Origin of the sequence: Paenibacillus sp. S02, assembly GCF_019454065.1 — a bacterium.
In the GTDB taxonomy this organism is placed as follows: Bacteria; Bacillota; Bacilli; order Paenibacillales; family Paenibacillaceae; genus Paenibacillus; species Paenibacillus polymyxa_B.
The window spans coordinates 6,036,900-6,060,529 of record NZ_CP073682.1 but is presented as its reverse complement, the minus strand read 5'-3'; the positions used below and the strand labels follow the sequence as shown (position 1 = coordinate 6,060,529).

General features: G+C 44.5%; 25 protein-coding genes and 1 tRNA gene. 23 read left to right on the top strand and 3 right to left on the bottom strand.

Going from position 1 to position 23,630, the window contains the following annotated elements:
• The first annotated feature begins 1,072 nt into the window (after nucleotides 1–1,072).
• The 11 genes from rpmH (at nucleotide 1,073) to KAI36_RS27000 (ending at nucleotide 11,482) form a co-directional block, all read left to right on the top strand.
• The gene (gene rpmH, locus KAI36_RS27050) at nucleotides 1,073–1,207 is read left to right on the top strand and encodes a 50S ribosomal protein L34 (RefSeq protein ID WP_007433250.1); all 135 of its coding nucleotides are present in this window, start codon (nucleotides 1,073–1,075) and stop codon (nucleotides 1,205–1,207) included.
• Nucleotides 1,208–1,471: 264 nt separating this feature from the next.
• A complete protein-coding gene (rnpA, locus tag KAI36_RS27045; protein WP_013312817.1) occupies nucleotides 1,472–1,822 on the top strand; it encodes a ribonuclease P protein component in 351 nt (116 codons plus the stop codon).
• A gap of 71 nt (nucleotides 1,823–1,893) precedes the next feature.
• Nucleotides 1,894–2,760 (top strand): YidC/Oxa1 family membrane protein insertase, encoded by an 867-nt coding sequence (locus KAI36_RS27040; protein WP_013312816.1) that lies wholly within the window; start codon nucleotides 1,894–1,896, stop codon nucleotides 2,758–2,760.
• Nucleotides 2,757–3,518: an RNA-binding cell elongation regulator Jag/EloR gene (gene jag, locus KAI36_RS27035; RefSeq protein ID WP_025718873.1), complete on the top strand. Its 762-nt coding sequence runs from the start codon at nucleotides 2,757–2,759 to the stop codon at nucleotides 3,516–3,518. Before KAI36_RS27040 ends, jag begins: the two co-directional genes overlap by 4 nt.
• Before the next feature lie 128 nt (nucleotides 3,519–3,646).
• Nucleotides 3,647–5,023 carry a tRNA uridine-5-carboxymethylaminomethyl(34) synthesis GTPase MnmE gene (gene mnmE, locus KAI36_RS27030; protein ID WP_013312814.1) on the top strand — a complete coding sequence of 459 codons (1,377 nt, stop codon included), beginning with the start codon at nucleotides 3,647–3,649 and terminating at the stop codon, nucleotides 5,021–5,023.
• Nucleotides 5,024–5,118: 95 nt separating this feature from the next.
• Entirely contained in the window at nucleotides 5,119–7,008 is a 1,890-nt protein-coding gene (gene mnmG / locus KAI36_RS27025) for a tRNA uridine-5-carboxymethylaminomethyl(34) synthesis enzyme MnmG (RefSeq protein WP_220026516.1), read from the top strand.
• Nucleotides 7,008–7,730, top strand: coding sequence for a 16S rRNA (guanine(527)-N(7))-methyltransferase RsmG (rsmG, locus tag KAI36_RS27020; RefSeq protein WP_220026515.1), 723 nt, complete (start codon nucleotides 7,008–7,010; stop codon nucleotides 7,728–7,730). The genes mnmG and rsmG overlap by 1 nt, the downstream gene beginning before the upstream one ends.
• Nucleotides 7,731–8,160: 430 nt before the next feature.
• Nucleotides 8,161–8,979, top strand: coding sequence for a nucleoid occlusion protein (gene noc / locus KAI36_RS27015; RefSeq protein WP_013312811.1), 819 nt, complete (start codon nucleotides 8,161–8,163; stop codon nucleotides 8,977–8,979).
• A 186-nt stretch (nucleotides 8,980–9,165) separates the two neighbouring features.
• Nucleotides 9,166–9,927: a ParA family protein gene (locus KAI36_RS27010; protein ID WP_013312810.1), complete on the top strand. Its 762-nt coding sequence runs from the start codon at nucleotides 9,166–9,168 to the stop codon at nucleotides 9,925–9,927.
• Complete coding sequence (locus KAI36_RS27005; protein ID WP_013312809.1) at nucleotides 9,920–10,762, top strand: ParB/RepB/Spo0J family partition protein; 843 nt, start codon at nucleotides 9,920–9,922, stop codon at nucleotides 10,760–10,762. Before KAI36_RS27010 ends, KAI36_RS27005 begins: the two co-directional genes overlap by 8 nt.
• Nucleotides 10,763–10,960: 198 nt before the next feature.
• On the top strand, nucleotides 10,961–11,482 hold the full coding sequence (locus tag KAI36_RS27000) for a DUF4446 family protein (RefSeq protein WP_220026514.1): 522 nt from the start codon (nucleotides 10,961–10,963) through the stop codon (nucleotides 11,480–11,482).
• On the opposite strand, the gene yyaC is transcribed toward KAI36_RS27000, so the two are convergent.
• Nucleotides 11,436–12,041: a spore protease YyaC gene (yyaC, locus tag KAI36_RS26995; RefSeq protein ID WP_025723135.1), complete on the bottom strand. Its 606-nt coding sequence runs from the start codon at nucleotides 12,039–12,041 to the stop codon at nucleotides 11,436–11,438. The two genes, KAI36_RS27000 and yyaC, sit on opposite strands and share 47 nt — an antisense overlap.
• A 251-nt stretch (nucleotides 12,042–12,292) precedes the next feature.
• Between yyaC and KAI36_RS26990 the strand changes: the two genes are divergently transcribed.
• The 3 genes from KAI36_RS26990 (at nucleotide 12,293) to KAI36_RS26980 (ending at nucleotide 13,625) form a co-directional block, all read left to right on the top strand.
• The gene (locus tag KAI36_RS26990) at nucleotides 12,293–13,243 is read left to right on the top strand and encodes a mechanosensitive ion channel family protein (RefSeq protein WP_220026513.1); all 951 of its coding nucleotides are present in this window, start codon (nucleotides 12,293–12,295) and stop codon (nucleotides 13,241–13,243) included.
• Nucleotides 13,233–13,457: a DUF951 domain-containing protein gene (locus KAI36_RS26985; RefSeq protein WP_025723137.1), complete on the top strand. Its 225-nt coding sequence runs from the start codon at nucleotides 13,233–13,235 to the stop codon at nucleotides 13,455–13,457. Before KAI36_RS26990 ends, KAI36_RS26985 begins: the two co-directional genes overlap by 11 nt.
• 77 nt (nucleotides 13,458–13,534) lie before the next feature.
• Nucleotides 13,535–13,625: transfer RNA gene (locus KAI36_RS26980), tRNA-Ser, on the top strand.
• A gap of 290 nt (nucleotides 13,626–13,915) precedes the next feature.
• Here the strand turns inward: KAI36_RS26980 and KAI36_RS26975 are convergent.
• Nucleotides 13,916–14,233, bottom strand: coding sequence for a hypothetical protein (locus KAI36_RS26975; RefSeq protein ID WP_013312804.1), 318 nt, complete (start codon nucleotides 14,231–14,233; stop codon nucleotides 13,916–13,918).
• Between the two features lie 366 nt (nucleotides 14,234–14,599).
• Complete coding sequence (locus KAI36_RS26970) at nucleotides 14,600–14,794, bottom strand: YjzC family protein (RefSeq protein ID WP_013312803.1); 195 nt, start codon at nucleotides 14,792–14,794, stop codon at nucleotides 14,600–14,602.
• Between the two features lie 316 nt (nucleotides 14,795–15,110).
• Here KAI36_RS26970 and rpsF point away from each other — a divergent pair, with 316 nt between their 5' ends.
• The 9 genes from rpsF to KAI36_RS26925 all read left to right on the top strand — a co-directional run bounded on the left by rpsF (nucleotide 15,111) and on the right by KAI36_RS26925 (nucleotide 23,519).
• A complete protein-coding gene (rpsF, locus tag KAI36_RS26965; RefSeq protein WP_013312802.1) occupies nucleotides 15,111–15,395 on the top strand; it encodes a 30S ribosomal protein S6 in 285 nt (94 codons plus the stop codon).
• A gap of 49 nt (nucleotides 15,396–15,444) precedes the next feature.
• Complete coding sequence (gene ssb / locus KAI36_RS26960) at nucleotides 15,445–15,936, top strand: single-stranded DNA-binding protein (RefSeq protein WP_013312801.1); 492 nt, start codon at nucleotides 15,445–15,447, stop codon at nucleotides 15,934–15,936.
• A gap of 21 nt (nucleotides 15,937–15,957) precedes the next feature.
• Nucleotides 15,958–16,230, top strand: coding sequence for a 30S ribosomal protein S18 (rpsR, locus tag KAI36_RS26955; RefSeq protein WP_013312800.1), 273 nt, complete (start codon nucleotides 15,958–15,960; stop codon nucleotides 16,228–16,230).
• Nucleotides 16,231–16,753: 523 nt separating this feature from the next.
• Entirely contained in the window at nucleotides 16,754–18,493 is a 1,740-nt protein-coding gene (locus tag KAI36_RS26950) for an ABC transporter substrate-binding protein (protein WP_220026512.1), read from the top strand.
• 68 nt (nucleotides 18,494–18,561) lie between these two features.
• On the top strand, nucleotides 18,562–19,524 hold the full coding sequence (locus KAI36_RS26945; RefSeq protein WP_023991143.1) for an ABC transporter permease: 963 nt from the start codon (nucleotides 18,562–18,564) through the stop codon (nucleotides 19,522–19,524).
• 11 nt (nucleotides 19,525–19,535) lie between these two features.
• Nucleotides 19,536–20,459 carry an oligopeptide ABC transporter permease gene (gene opp4C, locus KAI36_RS26940; protein ID WP_220026511.1) on the top strand — a complete coding sequence of 308 codons (924 nt, stop codon included), beginning with the start codon at nucleotides 19,536–19,538 and terminating at the stop codon, nucleotides 20,457–20,459.
• 13 nt (nucleotides 20,460–20,472) lie between these two features.
• Nucleotides 20,473–21,456, top strand: coding sequence for an ABC transporter ATP-binding protein (locus KAI36_RS26935; protein WP_025723142.1), 984 nt, complete (start codon nucleotides 20,473–20,475; stop codon nucleotides 21,454–21,456).
• Nucleotides 21,453–22,418, top strand: a complete 966-nt coding sequence (locus tag KAI36_RS26930; RefSeq protein WP_025723143.1) for an ABC transporter ATP-binding protein — start codon at nucleotides 21,453–21,455, stop codon at nucleotides 22,416–22,418. The genes KAI36_RS26935 and KAI36_RS26930 overlap by 4 nt, the downstream gene beginning before the upstream one ends.
• 159 nt (nucleotides 22,419–22,577) lie before the next feature.
• Nucleotides 22,578–23,519, top strand: coding sequence for a D-alanyl-D-alanine carboxypeptidase family protein (locus KAI36_RS26925; protein WP_023991141.1), 942 nt, complete (start codon nucleotides 22,578–22,580; stop codon nucleotides 23,517–23,519).
• Nucleotides 23,520–23,630 lie beyond the last annotated feature (111 nt).

Here is a 23,630-nt window from a genome sequence, read left to right as displayed (position 1 = left end):
AGACGTCACTCCTTTTAAATCCTGACATTTTACCGAATTAAGCTGCAGAGAGCTGCTCTCGGCGCTTCGGCAAAACGCCTAAAATCCCAAAAATGTTGTTGAAGGCCATAAAAAGACATACCGCCGCCTAAATCATGCGGCAGTGTGGTGAGAGAACGCAGCACAAAATGACCCTGAAAAATAGCTAATGGAAATTCCGCTGCTGATCAGCAGAAGAAAGGCGATATTTCTCAGGAGGGAATGTGCGGCACGATCCGTTCTCTTGATCCCGCAGGCCAAAACGGGACTGCAATATGTCGAAATCAAATGAAAAATGTAGAATATATCCCCAGAATCCCGAATCCGCACAAAAATAAAAAGATGGATAAATTGAACTTGTTCACAACTTTATCCACAGGGTGTTGATAATATGGAGGGTAAAACAACATATTCACATTCAAAAGTAATATCATCATAGCAAAAGAAGCCTTGTATTTCAATGACTCGTGGTTATTTATCCACAAATTCAATCTGTTGTGTACAATTTTTATTCACAACACAAGATATTGTTTATAATTTGTTCAGTTTTCGACAATAACTCTTTTTTACTCTAAAATGTTATGCACAGGTTATGACCATTTAAATCACAATTCAGTTCTTTTTGTGGATCTGTGTATAACAGCTGTTGCCTTTTGGTCACAGAGGCTTATTTTTCTGTTGAAAATTTCCGGTAACGTTTCCGACATTATTTTTGAACGAACCTGATAACGTCGATCTGAAAATAGGATGGATTCAAGTTACAGAATGAATAAATGTAAAAAACAGTTTTTGGAGGAGCGAAAACGACAAATAGAATGCTGATGATGGAGGAGAGGTGAAAGAAATTTTATGAAGTAAGGGAAAAAAAGAGTGAAGTGAGTGAGCGGGGGGAAGGGGAGGAGGCTTCCTGAATGCGAAAAAGAGGGAGAGGATTCACAAGTACATTGACTTTGGCCGCTATTTGTGGTTAAATGTACAAAGGTGTTTTTTGTGGAGATTGCTACGTTAGGTATATTCCATATAAAACGTATTCCTTGTAAGGAGGTGCAGCACAATGAGACCGACTTTCAGACCGAATGTCAGCAAACGTAAAAAAGTTCACGGCTTCCGTAAAAGAATGAGCACGAAGAATGGCCGTAAAGTTTTGGCAGCTCGTCGCCAAAAAGGTAGAAAAGTATTGAGTGCGTAATGCGTGCATAAAGACCACTACGGTGGTCTTTTTTTTCATAATTGAGGTATTCAGGGAGCGGATTCCTTCTTTTATTGTTGTAAAAAATGTAGTGGAAGAAGAGGGAGAAGTCCAGCATCCTGTCCTATATTAGATGAAGCTTTTGAAAACCGATATAAAATAAGCGAGATTACCATGTTGGAATGTTGTCCATACTTCTTACTATATAAAAGGTAAAGGTTAGCTTACCGACATGTGTAAAAGAGATGAGCAAGGAGAAGCGCCGTGCAAAAAAAATTGCGTCTACGAAACCGGGCTGACTTTGGGCGCGTATACCGCCATGGCAAATCTTTTGCCAACCATCAGTTTGTGGTGTACTGGTTCCGCCGCAGAGAGGTAGAGCAGTTCCGCGTCGGAATTTCGGCCAGCAAGAAGATCGGCAATGCAGTAGTTCGCAACCGGATGCGCAGAATCGTTAAGGAAATTGTGCGCCATCATGAGCATGAATTGGTGGAGCAGATTGACCTGATTTTTATCGTTCGTAAGGGTGCGGTTACAATGTCGTATCAAGAGCTGGAGAAAAGCGTGCTGCACGTTCTACGCAAAGCCTCGCTGCTCAAGTCTTCACGCCGATAGTCAGTATCTTTGTCCTACAGGATATGGTATGATTTACGTTGGAATGGATTGGTTAAGAAAGGGGTTATGAAGTGTCGCGTTTGAAGACTCAACGGGGAAAATGGTTCCTCCTGATTGCCTTATTGGCACTTGTTGCTGTGCTGTCCGGATGTGCTCAGACGGCCCACAATTCTTACACGACGGCAGACTTGGCCAATGGATCGTTTTGGCAAAGATATGTCGTTTACTGGTTTTCGTATGCGTTAGATACATTTGCCCAATGGTTTTCTGGAGAGTATGGCCTGGCCGTACTGATTCTGGTGATTATCGTGCGAACCATTATTTTGCCGCTTACACTCAAGCAAGTACGTAGTTCCAAAGCTATGCAGGCCATTCAGCCGCAATTAAAAGAAATTCAAGCGAAGTACAAGGATACGCCTGAAAAAGTCCAGCAAGAGACGATGAAGTTGTTTCAGGAAAATAAGGTCAACCCGATGGCTGGCTGTCTTCCTTTGGTAGTACAGATGCCAATTTTCATCGCGCTTTATAATGCCATTTATTATAACTCGGCATTGCGGGATCATGACTTCTTGTGGCTCCAGTTAGGTAAACCGGATCACTTGTTTATCCTGCCGATTTTGGCAGCGATTACGACATTTGTCCAAACCTGGATGATGATGAAAATGAATCCGACGCCGCAGCAGGGACCGATGCAATTTTTGCTGTACGTCTATCCGGTGCTGATTCTGTTTATGTCGTACAACTTCCCATCCGCTTTGCCGTTGTACTGGTTCTACAGTAATATTTACACCATCATTCAAAACTATTTCCTTTATCGGAATAAGGATAAAGAAGCAGCACTGGCGAATGTGAAAACAGCCAGTCTTGCGAAAACGGGTTCCTCCAATAGTAAGAAAAAAGGTGGCAAAAACACGAAGGGGGCTAAAAAGTCGAGATGACCAAAGTCGTGACATCAGGAAAAACCGTTGAAGATGCTGTAAGACAAGGACTCTCCCAGCTGGGAGTAAGCCGTGAACGGGTAACCGTAAGCGTGTTGGAACAGCCGTCAAAAGGATTCCTGGGGTGGCTCGGGGTCAAGAAGGCGAAGGTGGAGCTTACGCTGCTCTCTGAGCCGTCTCCTGAAACCACACACGCGGCTGAACCTCATGTATCGGCTCAAGCACCTTCTAGCGTGGGACAGGCTTTATCAGAAGAAACTGGGCCTGTTGCACAGGAAGCACAGATGAACATGGAAGCACCCTCGGGACATATAGATCCTTATGAAGAGGCGGTGCGTTTCATCCGTGAAACAGCAGCAGGAATGGGATTGGACGTTAAAGTTGATGTCCGCCACCGCAAGGATGAAAGTACACTGGATATCTCCGGTCCGTCGCTCGGTATGTTGATCGGCCGCAGAGGACAGACATTGGATGCATTACAGTACCTGACGAATATCGTTGCCAACCGTCATTCTGACAAATTCATCCGAATTGTGCTGGATGCCGAGCAATTTCGTGCACGTCGGCAAAAAACGCTGGAGGATTTGGCAGATCGGTTGGCAAACCAGGCTATTCGTTATGGCAAGGAAGTGGTACTGGAGCCAATGCCGTCACAGGAGCGGAAGCTGATCCACGCCAAGCTCCAACAGCATGCGCTGGTTAGAACATACAGCAAGGGGGACGAGCCCAATCGGCGCGTCGTCATTGCTAAAAAATAATCCGACGCAATGGCTTTCTGCAAGATGCAGAAGCCATTGCTTTTTTTCTTATATTTCTCGCTGAAACGGCTGCCGTCCTTGATGAAGGACGGTAATGTCGTTTCTACTTGATAGGAGGTAGAAACTTTATGCTGAGCGATACTATAGCTGCCATTGCAACGGCTGTCGGCGAGGGCGGCATTGCGGTTGTACGGATCAGCGGTCCAGAAGCGGTCACGGAAGTGGAGGCTTTGTTTCGTAGTAAAACGCCTCTAAGCAAGGCTCCAACTCATACGGTACATTATGGACATATAATAGATCCTCAAAGCCAGGAAAAGGTGGAGGAAGTTTTAGTTACAGTGATGCGGGCGCCACGCTCTTTTACGACAGAAGATGTCGTAGAAATCAGCACTCATGGCGGGGTCGTAGCCGTCAAACGGGTGATGGATTTACTATTGCTGCAAAATATACGTCTGGCTGAGCCAGGTGAATTTACGAAACGTGCTTTTTTGAATGGTCGTATTGACCTGAGTCAGGCGGAGGGTGTCATTGACTTGATTCGCTCCAAATCAGATAAAGCTTTTTCGGTGGCTTTGAAGCAGGTGGATGGACAATTGTCGCAGAATATTCGTCGCTTGCGTCATGTTTTGGTGGAGACACTTGCTCATATTGAAGTGAACATTGATTATCCTGAGCATGATGTTGAATCTTTTACATCTGACTTAATCAAGGATAAAAGCAGTCAGGTCATGACGGAAATTGATCGGCTGCTGCATACGGCGGAGCAGGGAAAGATTTTACGTGAAGGGCTGACCACAGCGATTGTTGGAAGACCAAATGTGGGAAAATCATCACTGCTGAACACATTGGCTCAGGGCGAGCGGGCAATTGTGACCGATATTCCGGGCACAACCCGTGACGTTATTGAGGAATATGTGACGATTAATAGTATTCCGCTCAAGTTGCTGGATACAGCTGGGATTCGTGAAACGATGGACGTAGTGGAGCGGATCGGAGTAGAACGTTCGAGAACGGCGGTTAGTGAAGCGGATCTACTGCTCATCGTCATTAACGCCAACGAACCACTGCATGAGGATGAAATGGCATTAATGGAACAAATCCGCGGTAGACAAGCGATTGTCATTATGAATAAAATGGACTTACCGGCCCAAGTAGACCGGGATTTGTTGCTGCGTTATGTTCCCGAAGAGCTTATCGTACCGATGTCTGTGAAGGAAAATGAGGGAGCGGACCGACTGGAGCAGGCTATATCGAATTTATTCTTTAGCGGCAAGCTGGAATCAGCGGATATGACATATGTCAGCAACGTACGGCATATTGCTTTGTTGAAGAAGGCGCGCCAATCGCTGGTAGATGCCTATGAAGCCGCTGATCAATTTGTTCCGATCGACATGATCCAGATTGATGTAAGGCTGGCGTGGGAGCATTTGGGTGAGATTGTAGGCGATACTGCGCATGATGCGCTAATAGATCAAATATTTTCACAATTTTGTCTGGGCAAATAGAACATTCAAGCATGGCTGATATAAGCCTGCTATCGTTATATATACAAGAGCATATTCGGCGTGAAGACCGGAATGTATAAGGAGGTAAGAAAGGTATGGGTTACCAAGGAGGCGACTATGACGTAATTGTCGTAGGTGCGGGCCATGCGGGCGTAGAATCAGCCTTGGCAGCAGCGCGAATGGGCTGTCGCACGTTGATGATCACAATTAACCTGGATATGGTCGCGTTCATGCCCTGCAACCCGTCTATTGGCGGTCCTGCAAAAGGGCATGTGGTGCGAGAAATTGATGCACTGGGCGGCGAAATGGGTCGTAATATCGATAAGACGTTTATCCAAATGAGAATGTTGAATACTGGTAAAGGTCCGGCGGTTCATGCATTGCGTGCACAAGCAGACAAGTTCTCTTATCAGCATGCGATGAAGGAAACGATGGAAAAGGAACCGAATCTGACTTTACGCCAAGGTATGGTTGAAGAGCTGGTTATGGAAGACGGTCATTGCGTAGGTGTAATTACGAAGACGGGCACAGAGTATCGAAGTAAAGCAGTTGTCCTGACCACAGGCACTTATCTGCGCGGAAAAATCATTATGGGCGAGCTGATGTATGAGAGTGGTCCGAACAATCAACAGCCTTCGTTGAGATTGTCTGAGCATTTGAGAGAGCTGGGTTTTGATCTGGTTCGATTTAAGACAGGAACGCCACCACGTGTGCATAAGGACACGATTGATTTTAGCAAAACGGAAATACAACCCGGTGATGATCAACCGAAGTTCTTTTCCTATGAAACGAAGTCTTCGGATAATGAACAGCTTCCTTGCTGGCTGACATATACTTCAGTAGAAACACATCAGATTATTAATGATAATTTGCACCGTGCGCCCATGTTCTCTGGTCTGATTGAAGGAACGGGACCACGTTATTGCCCATCTATTGAAGATAAGGTGGTACGTTTCAGTGATAAGCCTAAGCACCAAATCTTTTTGGAGCCTGAAGGTAAAAACACATCTGAATACTATGTTCAGGGCTTGTCGACCAGCTTGCCAGAGGATGTGCAATTAGCTGTGCTGCGTTCGATTCCGGGGATGGAAAAGGTAGAGATGATGCGCAATGGCTATGCTATTGAGTATGATGCAATGGTACCAACGCAGTTATGGCCTACTTTGGAAACGAAGAAAGTCCCAGGCTTGTTCACAGCAGGTCAGATTAACGGTACCTCCGGCTACGAAGAAGCTGCAGGTCAAGGGATTATGGCAGGGATTAATGCAGCTCGCAAGGTGCAGGGCAAAGAGCCTGTCGTATTGGACCGTTCGCAAGGCTACATTGGGGTTCTGATTGACGATCTGGTGACGAAGGGGACGAATGAGCCTTATCGCTTGCTGACGTCGCGTGCAGAATACCGTCTGTTGTTGCGTCATGATAACGCGGACCTGCGATTGACTCCGATCGGGCATGATATTGGCCTAATTACGGATGAACGATACGAGCGCTTTTTGGATAAAAAGCAAAAGGTAGAGCAAGAGATTGAACGTTTGCGCTTGGCGAAGGTTCGTCCGGTTGATATAAATGAGATGCTGGAGCAAGGCGGATCTGCACCAATACAGGATGGAAGTAATTTGTTAACGGTGCTCCGTCGACCAGAGATCAGTTATGCGCAAGTAGCACAAATCTCACCTTCACCTATAGCTCTTACTGAGGAAGAACAGGAGCAGGTGGAAATCCAAATTAAATATGCGGGCTACATTGAAAAACAATTGTTGCATGTAGAGCGTCTGCAAAAGATGGAGAAGAAGAAGCTTCCAGAGGATATTGTATACAGTGAAGTTCAAGGACTGGCCATTGAAGCCAAGCAGAAACTTGAAAAGATCCGTCCGATGTCGATTGGCCAAGCATCCCGTATCTCGGGTGTAACTCCTGCGGATATTTCTATTTTGCTGGTTTATCTGGAGCATTATAACCGCGTAACGGCAGCAAGGGGATCATAATGGACGCGATACAACAGCAATTTAAGCAGCGGCTGGCAGAGCATAGTATTGTGATTAATGACAGTCAGTTAGAGCAGTTTGAAACATATTACCGTGTGCTAGTTGAGTGGAATGAAAAAATGAACCTGACGGGTATTACTGAGCGCGATGCAGTGTACACCAAGCATTTTTATGATTCTCTTTCCCTGGCCTTTTATGTTCCGTTAAATGATGTGGGAAGCCTGGCTGATATTGGGTCAGGTGCAGGTTTTCCGGGCATTCCTTTGAAAATATGCTTTCCGCAGATTCAGTTGACTATTGTAGACTCGTTGAACAAACGTATACAATTCTTGGCACATGTGGTAGAACAGTTGGGTTTGGAAGATGTTGAACTGATTCATAGCAGGGCAGAGGAATTGGGGCGTAAACCAGGATACCGCGATAGCTATGATCTAGTGACAGCCAGAGCTGTTGCTCGTCTCGCAGTATTGAATGAATTTTGTTTGCCGTTTGTCCGTGAAGGAGGACACTTTGCCGCGATGAAGGGCAGTGATCCTACAGAGGAAATCAAGGAAGCTTCCTACAGCTTGAAAGAGCTAAAGGGAAAAATCAAACATGTTCAGGCCTTCCAGCTACCTGTTGAAGATGCAGCCAGACATATGATTATTATTGAGAAAAGAGCGGCGACACCACGAAAATATCCACGTAAGCCGGGTACTCCTTTGAAGATGCCGTTAGTGTGAATGTTTGAAAGAAAGTGAATGTTTCACGTGAAACATTCACTTTTTTTATGGCTGATAGACTCTTTACATAAAAGACTCTTAGCTATCATGCGTTCTTGTTTACATTTGGGGAGGAAGATGAATGATAGTTACCAAAGAGGATGCATAATTTATTCTCTGATCCTTCCGAAAAGCTGGTAGAGACGATAGGATTATGGCTGGAAAAGTGATAGAATAGAGATAATCGTTTTAATGTAAGTTGACTGCTCCTGTACCCATGAATTCAGATATACATATAGGGAGTGGGACAACAAATGTCAGGGGAGTACGTGGAGTGTACCCGCTTACGGCGCTGTTTCATATAAAAGGGTCTACGATCCGCGTAAGGAACTGTTTTTCACGAAGCGCTGTTAGTATGGTGCTATTATGAAATTAGGTGGTATTATACGGAATGAAAGAACAATTTTCCAAGCTATTTGGTTTGACGGAGCGATCTACTGGGGACGAAATAAAACAAATTCCAGTTCGGGATATTGTCAGCAGTCCTTATCAGCCCCGTACCATATTTGACGACGAGAAGATTGATGAGCTATGCCAGACCATTAAGACGCATGGTGTAATTCAACCGATTGTCGTTCGTTTCCGTAATGGACAATATGAGATTATAGCAGGGGAACGTCGTTGGAGAGCTGTCACCAAGCTGGGTATGGAAACTATTCCAGCCATTGTTCGTGAGTTTAATGATTCACAAGCTGCATCCATCGCGTTGATTGAGAATCTTCAACGGGAAGGGTTAACTGCGATTGAAGAGGCTGTAGCTTACCAAAAGCTGATTGACCTACATCAGCTCACCCAGGAAAGCCTCGCTCAACGACTTGGTAAAAGCCAATCCACTATTGCTAACAAGATACGGCTGCTTCATCTGCCGGAGAGAGTGAAAGAGGCTCTAATGGAACGGAAGGTGTCCGAGCGTCATGCTCGTGCATTATTGTCATTAGAGACCGAAGAACTACAGTACAAGGTTTTAGATGAAGTCATTGCCAAGGAACTCAATGTGAAACAGACAGAGGCAAGAGTTGCCTTTTATAAACAAGTATCCACCAATAAGAAATCGAAGCGGATTTCCTTTACCAAGGATGTCCGGCTTGCGCTGAATACGATTCGTCAATCCATTGATATGGTGTCTGGCTCAGGCTTGGATATCAAAACCAAGGAATCTGATCATGAGGATCACTATGAGATTGTCATTCAAATTCCCAAACGTAAGTAAGGGATGAAGCGTACAGGCGGCAGCAATTGCCGCTTTTTCTGTCTAACGCCGAATAAAACCGCAGCATACTCAATTCTATTCTGAAATTGCCGTTATCCGTAAGTTAAGGACTAAGTAACGTCTCCATAGAGCGTTTTGTAGTTATGGAGTGTAGCAGGATTCCGATTAAATTATGAGGTGAATGAAGTGTCAAAAATAATAGCCGTAGCCAATCAAAAGGGCGGAGTAGGCAAAACAACTACTTCCGTTAATTTGGGCGCCGGACTTGCTTCCCTCGGCAAAAGGGTATTGCTCGTGGATATCGACCCGCAAGGTAATACAACCAGCGGTGTGGGTATCAATAAGGCGGATGTGGCAAATTGCATTTATGATGTACTCATTAACGAGGTTGATCCTAGCGAAGCTATTATGAGTACACAGGTTGAGGGATTAGATATTATTCCGGCAACCATTCAGTTAGCAGGCGCGGAAATTGAACTGGTGCCGACCATTTCTCGCGAATTGAGATTAAAAAGATCGCTTCAACTCGTTAAGCATAATTATGATTATATATTAATTGATTGCCCGCCATCGCTGGGTATTTTGACGCTCAATTCATTGACGGCTTCCGATTCAGTCATTATTCCAATCCAGTGTGAATATTACGCATTGGAAGGATTAAGTCAATTGTTGAATACCGTGCGATTAGTGCAAAAACATCTGAACACCTCATTGCAAATTGAAGGTGTGTTGTTAACCATGTTTGATGCTCGCACGAACTTGGGTATTCAGGTGATTGAAGAAGTGAAAAAGTATTTTCAAAGCAAGGTTTATCAGACGATTATTCCACGCAATGTGAGACTCAGCGAAGCACCATCACATGGCCAGTCCATTATTACGTATGATCCCCGTTCCCGTGGGGCAGAGGTATATATTGAGTTGGCAAAGGAAGTGGTATCTTATGAGTAAACGGTTGGGAAAAGGACTTGATGCACTCATTCCCTCCCTTACAGTCAATGAAGAGGATAAGGTTGTTGACATTCCACTCAGCCAGTTGCGTGCGAATCCGTACCAGCCTCGAAAAACGTTTGATGAAGAGTCCATTAAGGAATTAGCCGAATCCATTCGTCAGCACGGTGTTATCCAACCTATTATTGCACGTAGTGTATTGCGAGGATATGAAATCATAGCCGGGGAAAGACGTTTTCGGGCTTCTCAATTTTGTGGGAATCCGACTATACCTGTAGTTGTTCGCAATTTTACGGATCAGCAGGTGATGGAGATTGCCCTGATTGAGAATTTACAGCGTGAGAATTTGAATGCAATGGAAGTGGCAGTAGCTTACCAGGGATTAATGGATCAGTTTTCTTTAACTCAGGAAGAGTTGTCCATGAAAGTGGGAAAATCACGTTCTCATATTGCCAATTTCCTTCGCTTGCTCGCATTGCCTGAAGAAGTTAAAGATCATGTTTCACGTGGAACATTGTCTATGGGACATGCTAGAGCTATTGTTGGGCTCAAAGATCCAGACATGGTGAAACAGTTAGCACAGCAATGTATTGAACAGCAGTGGAGTGTTCGCGAACTGGAGGAAGCTGTACAGCAGTTGGATCATAAGCCTGGTGAGGCGAAAGCCAAAACAAAGGTACGAAAAAAGGACCCCTATATTGACCATATGGAAGAGTCCCTGCGTGAACGCTTTAAAACAACTGTGAAGATCAAGCACAATAAGGATAAAGGCAAAATTGAATTGAATTATTACAGCCAGCAGGATTTGGAAAGATTACTGGAGCTATTACAGTAGTTTGTTGAAATATGGACATGTCTCCTTGAGCAAAATGGAAAGTGAGATATGTCTTTGCTTTGTCTGGAATTGCAGGAATTAGAATGGTTTTGATGGATAAACTAATAGCCTTGTGTTATTTGTTTCGCTGTTCTCAAACGTATAAAATATAAGTATGCAGTAACATGATTTTTGAGGTAGAGGAGTAGAAGCAAGCATATGGCTGAATTGAATGGACTAATCATGGAACAGCTTGCCGGAATCGTTGCAGGGATCGTGCTTATTTTGCTCATCCTGTTGATTGTTATTATCGTGCAGGGTGCAAAGCTGAAGAAGATGCGGCGAAAGTATGAAACCATGATGGCAGGCAGCGGTGTCGAGAATTTGGAAACGCTGCTGATTGATTTGAAGGTACAGATGGATACGATTGAGGATGAGCAGGAAACCCATCGTGCAAGTATGAAATCATTACGTAGTAAAATGACTGGCTTGAAGGGACATATAGGTATCAAACGCTATAATGCCTTTGGTGAGAGAGGAAGCGATTTAAGTTTTTCTCTGGCTATTGTAGACGACAATCAGGATGGTATGGTATTAACCGGCATTTATAACCGAGATGGCTCATATGTGTATGCCAAGCCTCTAGAAGCGGGACAATCCACCTATTCCTTATCACCTGAAGAAAAAGAAGCCGTTACTCTTGCGCAGCAAGCAGGACAGAACGGTAATGCCACTCCTTAATCGCGGAGTATAGGCTGCCAGCAATGATATCTGATAATTTCATTACCAAATTTAGTCTCGTATTTTGCAGCACGAAGTATTCCATGAAGCCGCCGACGTTAACGATACCAGTCAAATGGATATCGCCGACCGGCGGTAATTCTTTATTTACACCTGCCCCAGGCTTGAGAGGACCATCTGAAACCTGAATGCATCCAACGCTGGAGGTTTGTCCAAGACATGCATCTATACCAATGATATAAGGCTGTTCATATCGGGCTTGTATGCCATTCAGCGTCGTTTGCAGGTTCATGGCATGTACAGGCTCCTCTAATGTACCGTATAGGTTAAACAGAGGGCTTTTGTAGCGTGATAAATGCGTACCTACGAGCGGACCCAGGCAATCTCCAGTAGAACGGTCGGTGCCAATGCAAATAATGACGATATTTTGCAGACTCGGCGCCTGATGCAGATGGAACAGCAGACGATGGATGATGGCTGATTGGATCCCGGGGTCTGTGTGTGATATTTTTAAGCTTAGGGGTTCTTGCCCCGGAATGAAGTCAGATGGATGAGTCATGGAATCTTCCTTTCGCTCTGTAATGGAGTGTGAAGGTTGCGCTCGTTGTACCTTGGAGAATAACAATTAGCCTGCGGGTAACATTTATTCTCAAGATAGTAGCTAGTATATGGATAAACTTGTGCTTTTATACTCGAAGGAAGTAGATTATTCATAGCCATATGTTTGAAGTCAGTTGATAAGCTTATATAGTAGGAAATAGAATTCGGGAAGCAGGAGAAGTAGTTCCCTTGTTTAAGGAGGAATACAGCATGACCTTTATACATTGGTTGGCTGTTAATTTAGAAACCGATGACGTAGTGAAAGGTGCGATTCACTGGAAGGATGTTGTATGGAAATGGCTTACCGATAGTGCGATGTGGTCGACCTTTTTGTTTGTAATTTTAAAAATCGCGATTATTTTTATCATCACGCGTATCTTTATTCGAGTTATTAATAAAATTATAGATAAGTCGATGCAACAAAAAGGAGATAACGGCAGATTCCGATTGAATACAAGGCGGTTAACGACTGTTGGGGAACTGCTGAAAAATGTAACCAATATTGTATTTAATTTCATTTTAATTATGCTGGTGCTTTCGCAAATGGGTATTAATCTCGGCCCTCTGATTGCTGGAGCTGGAGTGCTTGGATTGGCCGTTGGTTTTGGGGCACAGAGCTTGGTTAAGGATGTAATTACCGGATTCTTTATTATTTTTGAGGATCAATTTGCCGTAGGAGACGTCATTCAGACAGGTACTTTCAAGGGTACAGTGGAAATGATCGGGCTGCGTACAACCAGACTGGTGAGCTGGAAAGGTGAGGTGTACATTTTACCAAACGGCTCAATTACAACGGTAACGAACTTCTCCATGTCCAACGCGTTGGCGGTAGTGGATGTGCCAATGAAGGCCGAGCGGAGCCTGGAGGAAGCAGTTAGTTTGGTAAAACAGGCAATCGAAGGCATTGAGGAGTCCAATGTACAGATACTTAATATACCAGATGTGTTAGGGGTTCAGTCCATGACCACCTCAGAGTATATTGTGCGTGTTGTGGCAGAATGTATGCCAAATACAGGGGCTGTGGTAGAGCGTGATATTCAGAATAACATCAAGAAGGCCCTAGAGGATGAGGAACATCGTCAGGCCGCCTTGGAGACGGCGATAACCCTAGAAAAAGAAGATGAGCAAGGAAGAAAAGGGGGAGAGAAGGGTGGAGCGTAAGTCATTTGAACTAGGGGACATTGTACAGATGAAGAAGCCTCATCCGTGTGGAACGAATGAAATGGAAATTATCCGCATGGGGATGGATATTCGAATCAAATGTGTCGGTTGCCAGCATAGTGTGCTGATTCCGCGTGCCAAGTTCGAAAAGAATATGAAGAAAGTGCTGCGATCAAAGGCCAACGCCGACGAGCAAAACACGGAAGCGAATTGAGCCAAGAAGGATGAATGGCGATGAACCAGAATCAGCTTGCGTCACAGTTGCAATGATGATATAATTATCCTTGCTGCGGAAAGGTACCCAAGAGGTCTAAGGGGGCTGACTCGAAATCAGTTAGGCGTCGCAAGGCGTGCGTGGGTTCGACTCCCACTCTTTCCGCCACTAACTTCATTTAATAAACCAATCTCTTACGTCTGTGACGTAGGGGATTTTTTGTTTATAGGAGATATTTTGAAGGTATATATGCGGCTAACGTGTCCACGAAGTAAAGAGCTTAGAAGGGATTTATACCTTTTGGAAGGTAAGAATCATATTATTAAAAAAAGTACGCGCTATCCCAAAGTGGATTAGCGCGTATTTTCTGTGCTTTGAGGGACGTACTGAAGAGGTATCATTACAGCAAAAAATGCTCCTGACAGCAGAGAAACATTGCTGTTAGGAGCACTCTTTTGTTATAGCTGGTTAGGCGGGTAATGATAGCGTTTTGTTTTTTTTGAGCCAGAGATCATCAGAAGGATCGCTGCAATCAAATGGAGAGCCCAGCCTACAAAAGGTATCCAGGCCAGCAAAGAAGTGAGCACTCCCCATACAGAGCCGTAGATCGCCTCCTGATTGCGTAACGACAGGATAAGTGTTACTGCATGCAGGACAAGCATAAATCCCAGAGCCGAGTAGCCGGTCCCCATGACAATAGCTCCCCCCACAATCGGTACGGCAAGCACCAATTCGAATATACCTGATATCCACTTTAATATTCGAGAATAGCTCATCTTTAAACCTCCGTAGATAGTAGGTCTTTGTACTTGGATATATTCTAGCAGAAGGAGCTGAATTAATCTGCATTTTACCAGGATATGCAAAAAGTCCGATAATGCAACAAAGGAGGACCACAAAGGTCCTCCATCGTAGGCGATACATTTTTAACAGGATACGATCTGTCCAATCACATCATGAAACTCGGTGTACTGACAAGCAATACCGTGTTGAAAAGACAGTGTCCTTTTACACAAACCTAACGCTTCTAATGCCCGGAATGGATCTCCTAACAGTTTGTCCGGCTACGTCGTCCAACGGAACCACACCTCTCTGTTGTATCGCCTAATCATAATATGGCCAGGATTGCGACGAAATATACATTAGTGGACACGAGCTTTCGTTTTTTTCTTCCATTTGCGATTATGGTTGGCGGTCTCCGGAAAAGAATCGCCTCTTTCCAGCGTTACTTGCTGCGGGTTTTGGATTTCAGTATGGAAGCTCTTTTCTCCGACCTCCATGTATACGCCGTCGTTTGGGACCTTATCCCCTGGTTCGAACTCAGTCTTTTCACCCATGCGATTGTGCCTCCTTAGATAAATGAATTGGACTGCAACGGTTATTGTGCGCTGTCTTGAACAGAAACATGCGAAACCGGGTATACTGATACTGAGGAATCAAATGATTTCCTTTATATATGCGAAATTTTTGATGTTCTATAAAATTGTATAAAGCTAATGATATGCAGTGTTTTTAGCCGTTTTAGGCTTGTGTATTGAATTTGTAGGTTGCATTCAGTTGTTGGATTTGGTAAACTGTTTTAGTGCGAGCTTAGGCTCGTTCCTTGCTCTCAACTGAGATTGAGGGCCTTATGTCCATAAGGAGGTGTAAAGAATGCGCAAATATGAAGCGATGTATATTATTCGTCCTGACATTGAACAAGAAGCTGTTCAAGCGACAGTCGATAAATTCCAAGGTATCATCTCTAACGGCGGTGGCGAAATTACGAGTCACGATGTAACTAAACGCCGTCTTGCGTATGAGATCAAGAAATTCCGTGATGGTTCTTTCGTTCTGGTAAACTTCACAGCAGAACCTGCTGTTGTTACTGAGCTTGAGCGTATCATGAAAATTTCTGACGAAGTAATTCGTTATCTCATTACGAACGACGTAGCTTAATTATTGTACGTGATTATGTAATGAACAACGCTCAAAGGAGGGGATTGGATTGTTGAACCGTGTCATTCTGATCGGTCGTTTGACCAAAGATCCAGAGCTGCGCTATACACCGTCTGGTGTAGCAGTAACCCAGTTCACCCTGGCTGTAGACCGTCCGTTTACGAGTCAAGGCGGCGAACGGGAAGCGGATTTCTTGCCGATCGTAACCTGGCGTCAGCTTGCTGAAACATGCGCTAACTATCTTCGCAAAGGTCGTTTAACGGCTGTTGAAGGCCGTGTTCAGGTGCGTAATTATGAGAACAATGAAGGAAAACGTGTATACGTGACTGAAATTGTAGCTGATAATGTGCGTTTCTTGGAATCTAACCGCGATGGCGGTAACGGTGGCGGCAATAGCGGTGGAGCTGCGCGTGAGGAGTCTCCTTTCGGAGGCGGTAACAGCAATAGTGGACGCGGGAATAATAACTCGCGAAACAATCAGGATCCTTTTTCCGATGACGGAAAACCGATCGATATTTCGGATGATGATTTACCATTTTAATTGGGAAAGGACTGACAAAGAATGGGCTTCAGACAAAGAGAAGGCGGAGACGATAACAAAAGACCAGCTCGTCGTGGTGGTCGCAACAAACGTCGTAAAGTATGTTTCTTCACTGTGAACAAAATTACTCACATTGACTATAAAGATACAGACCTGCTTAAAAAATTCATCAGCGAACGTGGAAAAATTCTTCCTCGTCGTGTGACTGGAACAAGTGCGAAATATCAACGTATGTTGACAATCGCTGTTAAACGTTCCCGTCAAATCGCATTGCTTCCTTACACTACTGAATAGTAGTGGGTGGAAAAAAGAGACGTTCCCGATTCCGGGAGCGTCTTTTTTCGTGATTTTTTATATTGACAACAAGTCCCATCTATTGTAACTTACTAATAATACAATCCATGTTTACCCATAAACCATAGTATACCTTTTAATGGCTTGTGAAATTGCAAGCTCCTCAACTCGCCAGAGTAAACATTTTAGCCTCCTGAAATGTTATTTTATATTACATGAAATCCTGTTTTTTGTCATTTTCCACAAGTAAAATTCATAAACTTTACATAAATAGATATTTTGCATTTTTATATTACATAAAAAAAGATATTGACGTGATATTATTTTACACTTAAGATAAACCTTAATAAAAATGTAATGGTTGTTAGCGCACGAAATTGACCAGAGGTCTAAAACACGTGTTTACGCTATTAAGACAGTAAGGAGGATGTGCAACTTCATTTTCAAACCTCAAGCTTTAACGAATCACCGCAGGAATGAGACAGGCTGTTAAATAAAGAACCGACTAAGGGGGATTAACAGGATGATGCAGACGAAGAAATGGGTTTCTTTGCTTATGATGCTTACGATCGTTGGTGTTCTGTTTGCAGGATGTAGCGGAGGTGCTAATGAGGCACAGCCACAGCAAGGCAATGCGGACAATAAAACAGAGGGAAATGAAGGAAGTGCACCTGTTACGGAGGGCGTTATTAAAGCGACTGATCTGACGCAAAATCCTCCGGGGGCGACTAATCGGAAAGATAACATTGTAGTAGGTATGACATCACCTAAAGGGGTATTTAACCCGCTATTCTGGCAAACGACCTACGATTTATATGTAGTCAGAACAGTATTTGATTCCTTCTTACAGGTGAAGGCGGATGGTACATATGAAAATAGCTTGGCTGACAAGGTAGATGTATCGCCGGATGGTCTAAAATATACATTCCATCTGAAACCAGGCGTGAAGTATAGTGACGGTACCCCAGTAACAGTGAAGGATTATGCTTTTGTCCTCAAGGTACTGCATGATCCAAATTATGACGGAGAAACAGATGTATTATCTTTTAAGATTAAAGGCGGTAAAGAGTATCACGATGGCAAGGCGAATGATATCTCTGGTATCAAAGTCATTGATGACAACACAGTAGAGGTAACCGTTACAGAAGCAACAGCGTATACAAAGGATTTTCTGGGTGAGCAATACTTCATGCCAGAAGCTTATTATGGAAAAGGATTCAAAAAGGGTAACTTGGACAGCATCAAGGCGCTTAATAATAAGCCGATCGGCTCTGGTCAGTATGTACTGAAGAGCTTCTCCCCAGGTCAACAAGTCGTATTTGATGCGAATCCAAACTACTTCAAAGGCGCACCAAAAGTGAAGTCAGTTATTTTCAAAACAACAACAGAAGAAACAAACCTGTCTATGCTGCAAACAGGTGAAACGGACATGGACAACATCACAGTTACTGAAGACAATGTAGAGGAATTAAAGGCGTTGGGCTTCTTGGACGTGAATATTATGCCGACAAACGGCTATGGATATATTGCGTTTAATCATAAGGAAAAGAAATTTCAGGACCCTAAAGTACGTCAGGCTCTAACAATTGGCTTAAACCGTAAGGAGATTGTGCAGGGCGTGTATGGTCCATATGCGAATGTTATTAACATTCCACAATCTACAGAATCTTGGTCTTATACGGATGAAGGTATCAACAAATATGAATTTGATACAGCTAAGGCGAAGGCTTTGCTGGATGAGGCAGGCTGGAAGGTTGGTGCTGACGGAATCCGTGAGAAGGACGGCGAAAAGCTGACCATTAACTTCTCTGCAACTGCTGATAATCCAGTAGTAGAGGCCTTACTGCCGATCATGTCCAATAACTATAAGGAGCTAGGCATCAAGCTGACTTCCGAAACTTTAGATTTTAACGCCATTATGGATAAAAAGGACACAGGCAAGTTTGATATGTTCTTTGCGGCTTGGGGCTTAACTCCAGACCCGGATACAACGACTTTTATTACGAATGGTGCACAAAATGATATCGGCTATTCCAATAAGAAGGTCGATGAACTAACGCTTGCTGGTAAGCATGAGCTGGATCAAGAGAAACGCAAACAGATTTACAAACAGCTTTATCAAGAGCTGAACAAAGATCTACCAACTATTTTTATGTACCAACGCAGAGATATGTGGCCAGTTAATGGACGTGTATCTGGCTTAGAAATTACGCCATACAAAGATTTTGAGTTCACTCTGCATAACGCTCAGATCGCCCAATAAGGGTTGCCAATCGTATGCTCAGCTCTCACGAGCTGGGCATATCACTTTATTCGTCTGGAGGAATGAATATGAAGCAGTACATTATTCGAAGACTGCTGCAACTCATCCCCACACTTATTGGCATATCCATTATCGTATTTGCGATTTCAGCCATGGTGCCGGGTGATTATATTACAGCCAAGCAGAACCCGAATATGACGGCCGAAAAGGCGCAGCAGCTACGACATATCTACGGGCTGGATAAACCGGAGTACCAACGCTATTTTATATGGGCCGGTAATATGTTAAAGGGGAATATGGGGGATTCATTACAGCATAAGCAGCCGGTAACGAAGGTCATTGGCAATTATGTATGGAACTCATTTATTATCGCTTTTTTTAGTCTTATTTTTAGCTGGTTGATTGCGGTTATTGCAGGAGTATTTTCAGCCAAGTTTCAATATTCGTTATTCGATAAGTTTGTCACATTATTCATTTTCTTATGTATGTCGCTGCCTTCATTTTTTATTGGTCTATTGGTCATCAAAATATTTGCCCTGGAGTGGGGAATTCTCCCGGTTGGGGGCATGACCACAGCAGGGATGGAGCCAGGCTCGTGGGCTTATATGGTGGATGTTCTCAAGCATATGTTCCTGCCGACACTCGTACTTACGATGCTGAGCACAGGAAGTCTGACCCGGTATTTCCGTACAGGCATGTTGGAGGTCATTCGTCAGGATTATATTCGTACCGCACGCGCCAAAGGCTTGAAGGAACGTACGGTTATTTTCAAGCACGCACTGCGCAATGCACTGATTCCAGCCATCACACTACTTGGCTTCGAGCTTCCGGCCTTATTTGGTGGGGCGATGATTCTGGAGAAGGTATTTGTGTGGCCGGGTGTGGGTCAGGTCTATCTGGAATCGATTAGTATGCGGGATTATCCGTTTATGTTGGGCTTCACGATTTTCTTAGCGTTGCTTACGCTTATCGGTAATTTGCTCTCTGATGTATTGTATGGCATGGCAGATCCAAGAATTCGCTTGAAGTAGGAGGGATACTATTGTCCGCAGAAACAGTCACGATTGAAACGAATCAAAAGGCGGCGATCCGTCCTGAAGCGTCTCCATGGAGAATCGCCGTTCGCCGTTTTAACCAAAACCGTCTGGCTTTGGCTGGTCTCGTTATATTAATTCTGATGGTTATCATTTGTAGTTTTGGACCGATGATTTCACCTTATCATTTAGATGATTACAAGCTAGCTGACAAAAATTTATTGCCTAATGCTAAGTACTGGCTTGGTACAGATAAGTTTGGTAGAGATATTTTACTGCGTACAATGCTGGCCGGCCGTATTTCCTTGACGGTGGGACTGGTCGCCACGTTTATTTCGGTCATGATCGGAGCGACGTTGGGTGCGCTGGCAGGGTTTTATCGTAAAGGCGTGGATACGGTTATTATGCGGATTGCCGATATTTTCATGGCACTCCCTACATTACCGTTGCTTATTATTTTGGGTGCTGTTCTGTCGGATTTGAAGGTCGATCCGTCGAATCGCATTTATTTTCTGATGCTTATTATCGGGGTCCTGAGCTGGACTAGCTTGTCCCGTCTGGTCAGGGGGCAGATTCTTACGCTGCGTGAACAGGAGTTCATGCAGGCGACGGAGGCGCTAGGCTTGAGAGACCGCCGCAAAATATTCCGACATTTGCTGCCGAACACGATTCCTACCATTATTGTTACGGCTACGCTTGGAGTGGCTGGTGCGATTATTACAGAATCTGCGCTCAGTTACTTGGGAATCGGCGTTGTGCCGCCCACACCTTCGTGGGGGAACATGATATCGGCTGCAAATAACCTAATTGACTTCCGCAAACGGCCTTGGATATGGGTCCCACCGGGAATGTGTATTCTAATTACAGTTGTAGCGATTAACCTGATTGGCGACGGTTTGCGTGATGCGCTGGACCCTAAAATGAAGAAGTAGGAGACGAACGTTTATGGAAAATGCTTTGATTGAATTTCGTAACCTGAAAACCCACTTTCATACCTCTAACGGAACTGTCAAAGCGGTCAATGACGTCAGTTTTAAAATTCGTGAGGGTGAAACGCTCTGTGTGGTAGGAGAATCTGGTTGCGGTAAGAGTGTAACTGCGATGACGATGATGCGCTTAATTGATTCTCCCCACACCTCAGACGGACAAATCTGGTTTGAGGGCAAGGACCTTCTAAAACTCAATAAAGGTCAAATGCAGCAAATTCGCGGCAATGACATCTCGATTATTTTTCAGGAGCCGATGTCTTCTCTGAATCCCGTGCTTACGATTGGGGAACAGATCACGGAGCCATTGCTGATGCACACATTAATGAGTAAAAGAGAAGCACATGCTCGGGCAATTGAGCTGATTAATTTGGTGGGGATTTCACGTTCAGAGGAAATATTTCATTCCTATCCTCATGAATTGAGTGGCGGTATGCGCCAGCGGATCATGATTGCCATCGCATTAAGCTGTAATCCGAAGTTATTGATTGCGGATGAACCAACAACGGCACTGGATGTTACGATTCAGGCGCAGATTCTGGATTTAATGCGGGATTTGAAGGATAAGCTTAAAACGTCCATTATGCTCATTACGCACGACTTGGGTGTCGTGGCAGAAATGGCTGATTATGTGGTCGTTATGTATGCTGGAAACGTCATTGAAGAGGCGCCTGTCATTGAGCTGTTTAAAAATCCGCAGCATCCATATACTCAAGGCTTATTAAAGGCAAAGCCCGTCATTAATCAGAAAATGGATCGACTGTATTCCATCCCAGGACAGGTTCCAAACCCAATTGAGTTGGGGGAAAATTGTCATTTCCATGATCGGTGCTCCCACTGTATGCAAATCTGCAAGGATCAGGCTCCTCCTTTGAATGAAAAGGAGAATGGTCATAAGGTTGCCTGCTGGCTATATGAGAAAGAAGGAGGGCAACGGATATGAGCGAGCCTTTGATTCAAGTGGAAGGGCTGAAAAAGTATTTCCCGATCACAGGCGGGATTTTTCAGCGTACTGTCGGACATGTAAAAGCAGTCGATGATGTATCCTTTAACATTCATAAGGGTGAATCCTTCGGTCTGGTAGGAGAATCGGGTTGCGGCAAAAGTACGATTGGACGCACGATTCTCAGATTGATGGATAAGACAGAGGGATCGGTACGATACAAAGGCGAAGACTTGCACGCGTTAAACAAAGAGCAGATTCGTGCGCTTCGTCCGAAGTTGCAAATCGTCTTTCAGGACCCTTTTAGCTCACTGAATCCGAGAATTAAGGTCGGTGAAGCCATTGGTGAGGCGTTGCTGGATCACGGGTTGATTGATCGTAGTGAGCTGCGGAAGAAGGTCAATGAAACGCTGAATATTTGTGGGCTGTCCTCGTATCATTATGATCGGTATCCGCATGAATTCTCTGGCGGCCAGCGTCAGCGGATCGGGATTGCAAGGGCTTTGATTTTGAATCCTGATTTTATTGTGGCTGATGAGCCAGTATCTGCTCTAGATGTGTCTATTCAGGCCCAGATTATTAACTTGTTAAGTGATTTGCAGCAGGAACGCCAATTGACCTATTTGTTCATCTCGCATGATCTAAGTGTAGTCGAGCATCTGTGTAGCCGGATTGGTGTGATGTATCTGGGTTCAATGGTAGAGCTTTCCTCCAAGGAGGAACTGTTCAGTAATCCGCTTCATCCGTACACGAAGGCGCTGCTATCGGCAGTACCGATTCCTGATCCCACGATCAAGAGACAACGGATTGTGTTGAAAGGAGACATCCCATCTCCGGCCGATCCGCCTTCAGGATGCAAGTTTCATACACGTTGTCCTATGGCAGAAGCACGTTGTAAAACAGAGACTCCGGTATATCGCGATGCGGGCGATCAGCATTTTGTAGCCTGTCATTTTGCCTAAAATATAATAATTAGGAAGCAAAATATCCGTCATTCTGAAAGCAGAATTGACGGATATTTTGCCGTGGAATAAAAAAGGTAAAAAAATTGTATCTTTTTTTCGAAAAATTGCAGACAAAATGGATTTTTCATCGTCTAATAAAGTATGGAGGTTATTACGATGATGAAAAAACATTGGTTACGTTGGGCTATTGTCGTCCCGGTACTTATTATATTGATTTTTATTACACTTGGACCCCGCCTGTTGATCGGAAAGCCGAATGTGGATGCAGAGGCTGCGGTGCTGATGGACATGCATACTGGGGAATTACTGATGGATGTGAACGGCGATACGCCTATGCCTTCCGCAAATATGTCCAAGCTCATGACTGAGCTATTGGTGCTGGAGGATATTCGGGCCGGACGGTTAGGCTGGAATGATGAAGTGCGAATTAGCCGTTACGCGAGTACGGTGGGCGGTGTAAATCTGTCCCTCCGGTATGGTGAAAGGATGACGGTATCCGAATTGTTCCAGAGTATGGTTGTGTATTCAGCGAATGATGCCGCTGTCGCGTTAGCGGAGCGTTCAGCAGGGAATGAATCAGCTTTTGTGAAGCGTATGAATGGAAAAGCTGCCCAAATCGGGTTGTCATCCGATAGTCGCTTCAGCAATGCCTCTGGGGCAGGTCAGAGTGAATTGGGGCCGAATCACCCTGAGGATATTCGGGGAGAAACGAAAATGACAGCAAGCGACACGGCGAAGTTGGCCTCCTATTTGATTACGTCACACCCGGAGATTTTGAGAACGTCCAGCCGTACACAGATGGAGTTGAAGGATAAAGGCATCTACATTAGTAATACGAACTGGATGCTGCCTTCCTTGGCTGGACCGTACTCTTACGCGGGAACGGACGGACTGAAAGCAGGGTACACAAGCGATGCTGGATACTGCTTCACGGGTACAGCTGAGCAGCATGGAAGACGGCTAGTTGCTGTGGTGCTGGGTGCACCGAGCAAGGAGGAGCGTTTTGAGCAGACACGGAGGTTGTTCGATTATGGTTTTGCCCTGTCGACTTCTTTCCCGGTGCGACTGCAAAATTTGGTGAAACTGGCCCCACATTAAGGAAAAAAATGACTTTGAAAGCTACATAGGATACGAATATAAACATGAATTGGGGCTTTGACCGTGAGGTCGAAGCCTTTTTTGGTATGAATTTGAGAAGCTGACCACGCC

Coding starts and splice junctions, on each gene's coding strand:
- rpmH (WP_007433250.1), top strand. CDS start 1,073: ATGAGACCGACTTTCAGACCGAATGTCAGCAAACGTAAAAAAGTTCAC.
- jag (WP_025718873.1), top strand. CDS start 2,757: ATGACCAAAGTCGTGACATCAGGAAAAACCGTTGAAGATGCTGTAAGA.
- mnmE (WP_013312814.1), top strand. CDS start 3,647: ATGCTGAGCGATACTATAGCTGCCATTGCAACGGCTGTCGGCGAGGGC.
- mnmG (WP_220026516.1), top strand. CDS start 5,119: ATGGGTTACCAAGGAGGCGACTATGACGTAATTGTCGTAGGTGCGGGC.
- rsmG (WP_220026515.1), top strand. CDS start 7,008: ATGGACGCGATACAACAGCAATTTAAGCAGCGGCTGGCAGAGCATAGT.
- noc (WP_013312811.1), top strand. CDS start 8,161: ATGAAAGAACAATTTTCCAAGCTATTTGGTTTGACGGAGCGATCTACT.
- KAI36_RS27005 (WP_013312809.1), top strand. CDS start 9,920: ATGAGTAAACGGTTGGGAAAAGGACTTGATGCACTCATTCCCTCCCTT.
- KAI36_RS27000 (WP_220026514.1), top strand. CDS start 10,961: ATGGCTGAATTGAATGGACTAATCATGGAACAGCTTGCCGGAATCGTT.
- yyaC (WP_025723135.1), bottom strand. CDS start 12,041: ATGACTCATCCATCTGACTTCATTCCGGGGCAAGAACCCCTAAGCTTA.
- KAI36_RS26990 (WP_220026513.1), top strand. CDS start 12,293: ATGACCTTTATACATTGGTTGGCTGTTAATTTAGAAACCGATGACGTA.
- KAI36_RS26975 (WP_013312804.1), bottom strand. CDS start 14,233: ATGAGCTATTCTCGAATATTAAAGTGGATATCAGGTATATTCGAATTG.
- KAI36_RS26970 (WP_013312803.1), bottom strand. CDS start 14,794: ATGGGTGAAAAGACTGAGTTCGAACCAGGGGATAAGGTCCCAAACGAC.
- rpsF (WP_013312802.1), top strand. CDS start 15,111: ATGCGCAAATATGAAGCGATGTATATTATTCGTCCTGACATTGAACAA.
- rpsR (WP_013312800.1), top strand. CDS start 15,958: ATGGGCTTCAGACAAAGAGAAGGCGGAGACGATAACAAAAGACCAGCT.
- KAI36_RS26950 (WP_220026512.1), top strand. CDS start 16,754: ATGATGCAGACGAAGAAATGGGTTTCTTTGCTTATGATGCTTACGATC.
- KAI36_RS26945 (WP_023991143.1), top strand. CDS start 18,562: ATGAAGCAGTACATTATTCGAAGACTGCTGCAACTCATCCCCACACTT.
- KAI36_RS26935 (WP_025723142.1), top strand. CDS start 20,473: ATGGAAAATGCTTTGATTGAATTTCGTAACCTGAAAACCCACTTTCAT.
- KAI36_RS26930 (WP_025723143.1), top strand. CDS start 21,453: ATGAGCGAGCCTTTGATTCAAGTGGAAGGGCTGAAAAAGTATTTCCCG.
- KAI36_RS26925 (WP_023991141.1), top strand. CDS start 22,578: ATGATGAAAAAACATTGGTTACGTTGGGCTATTGTCGTCCCGGTACTT.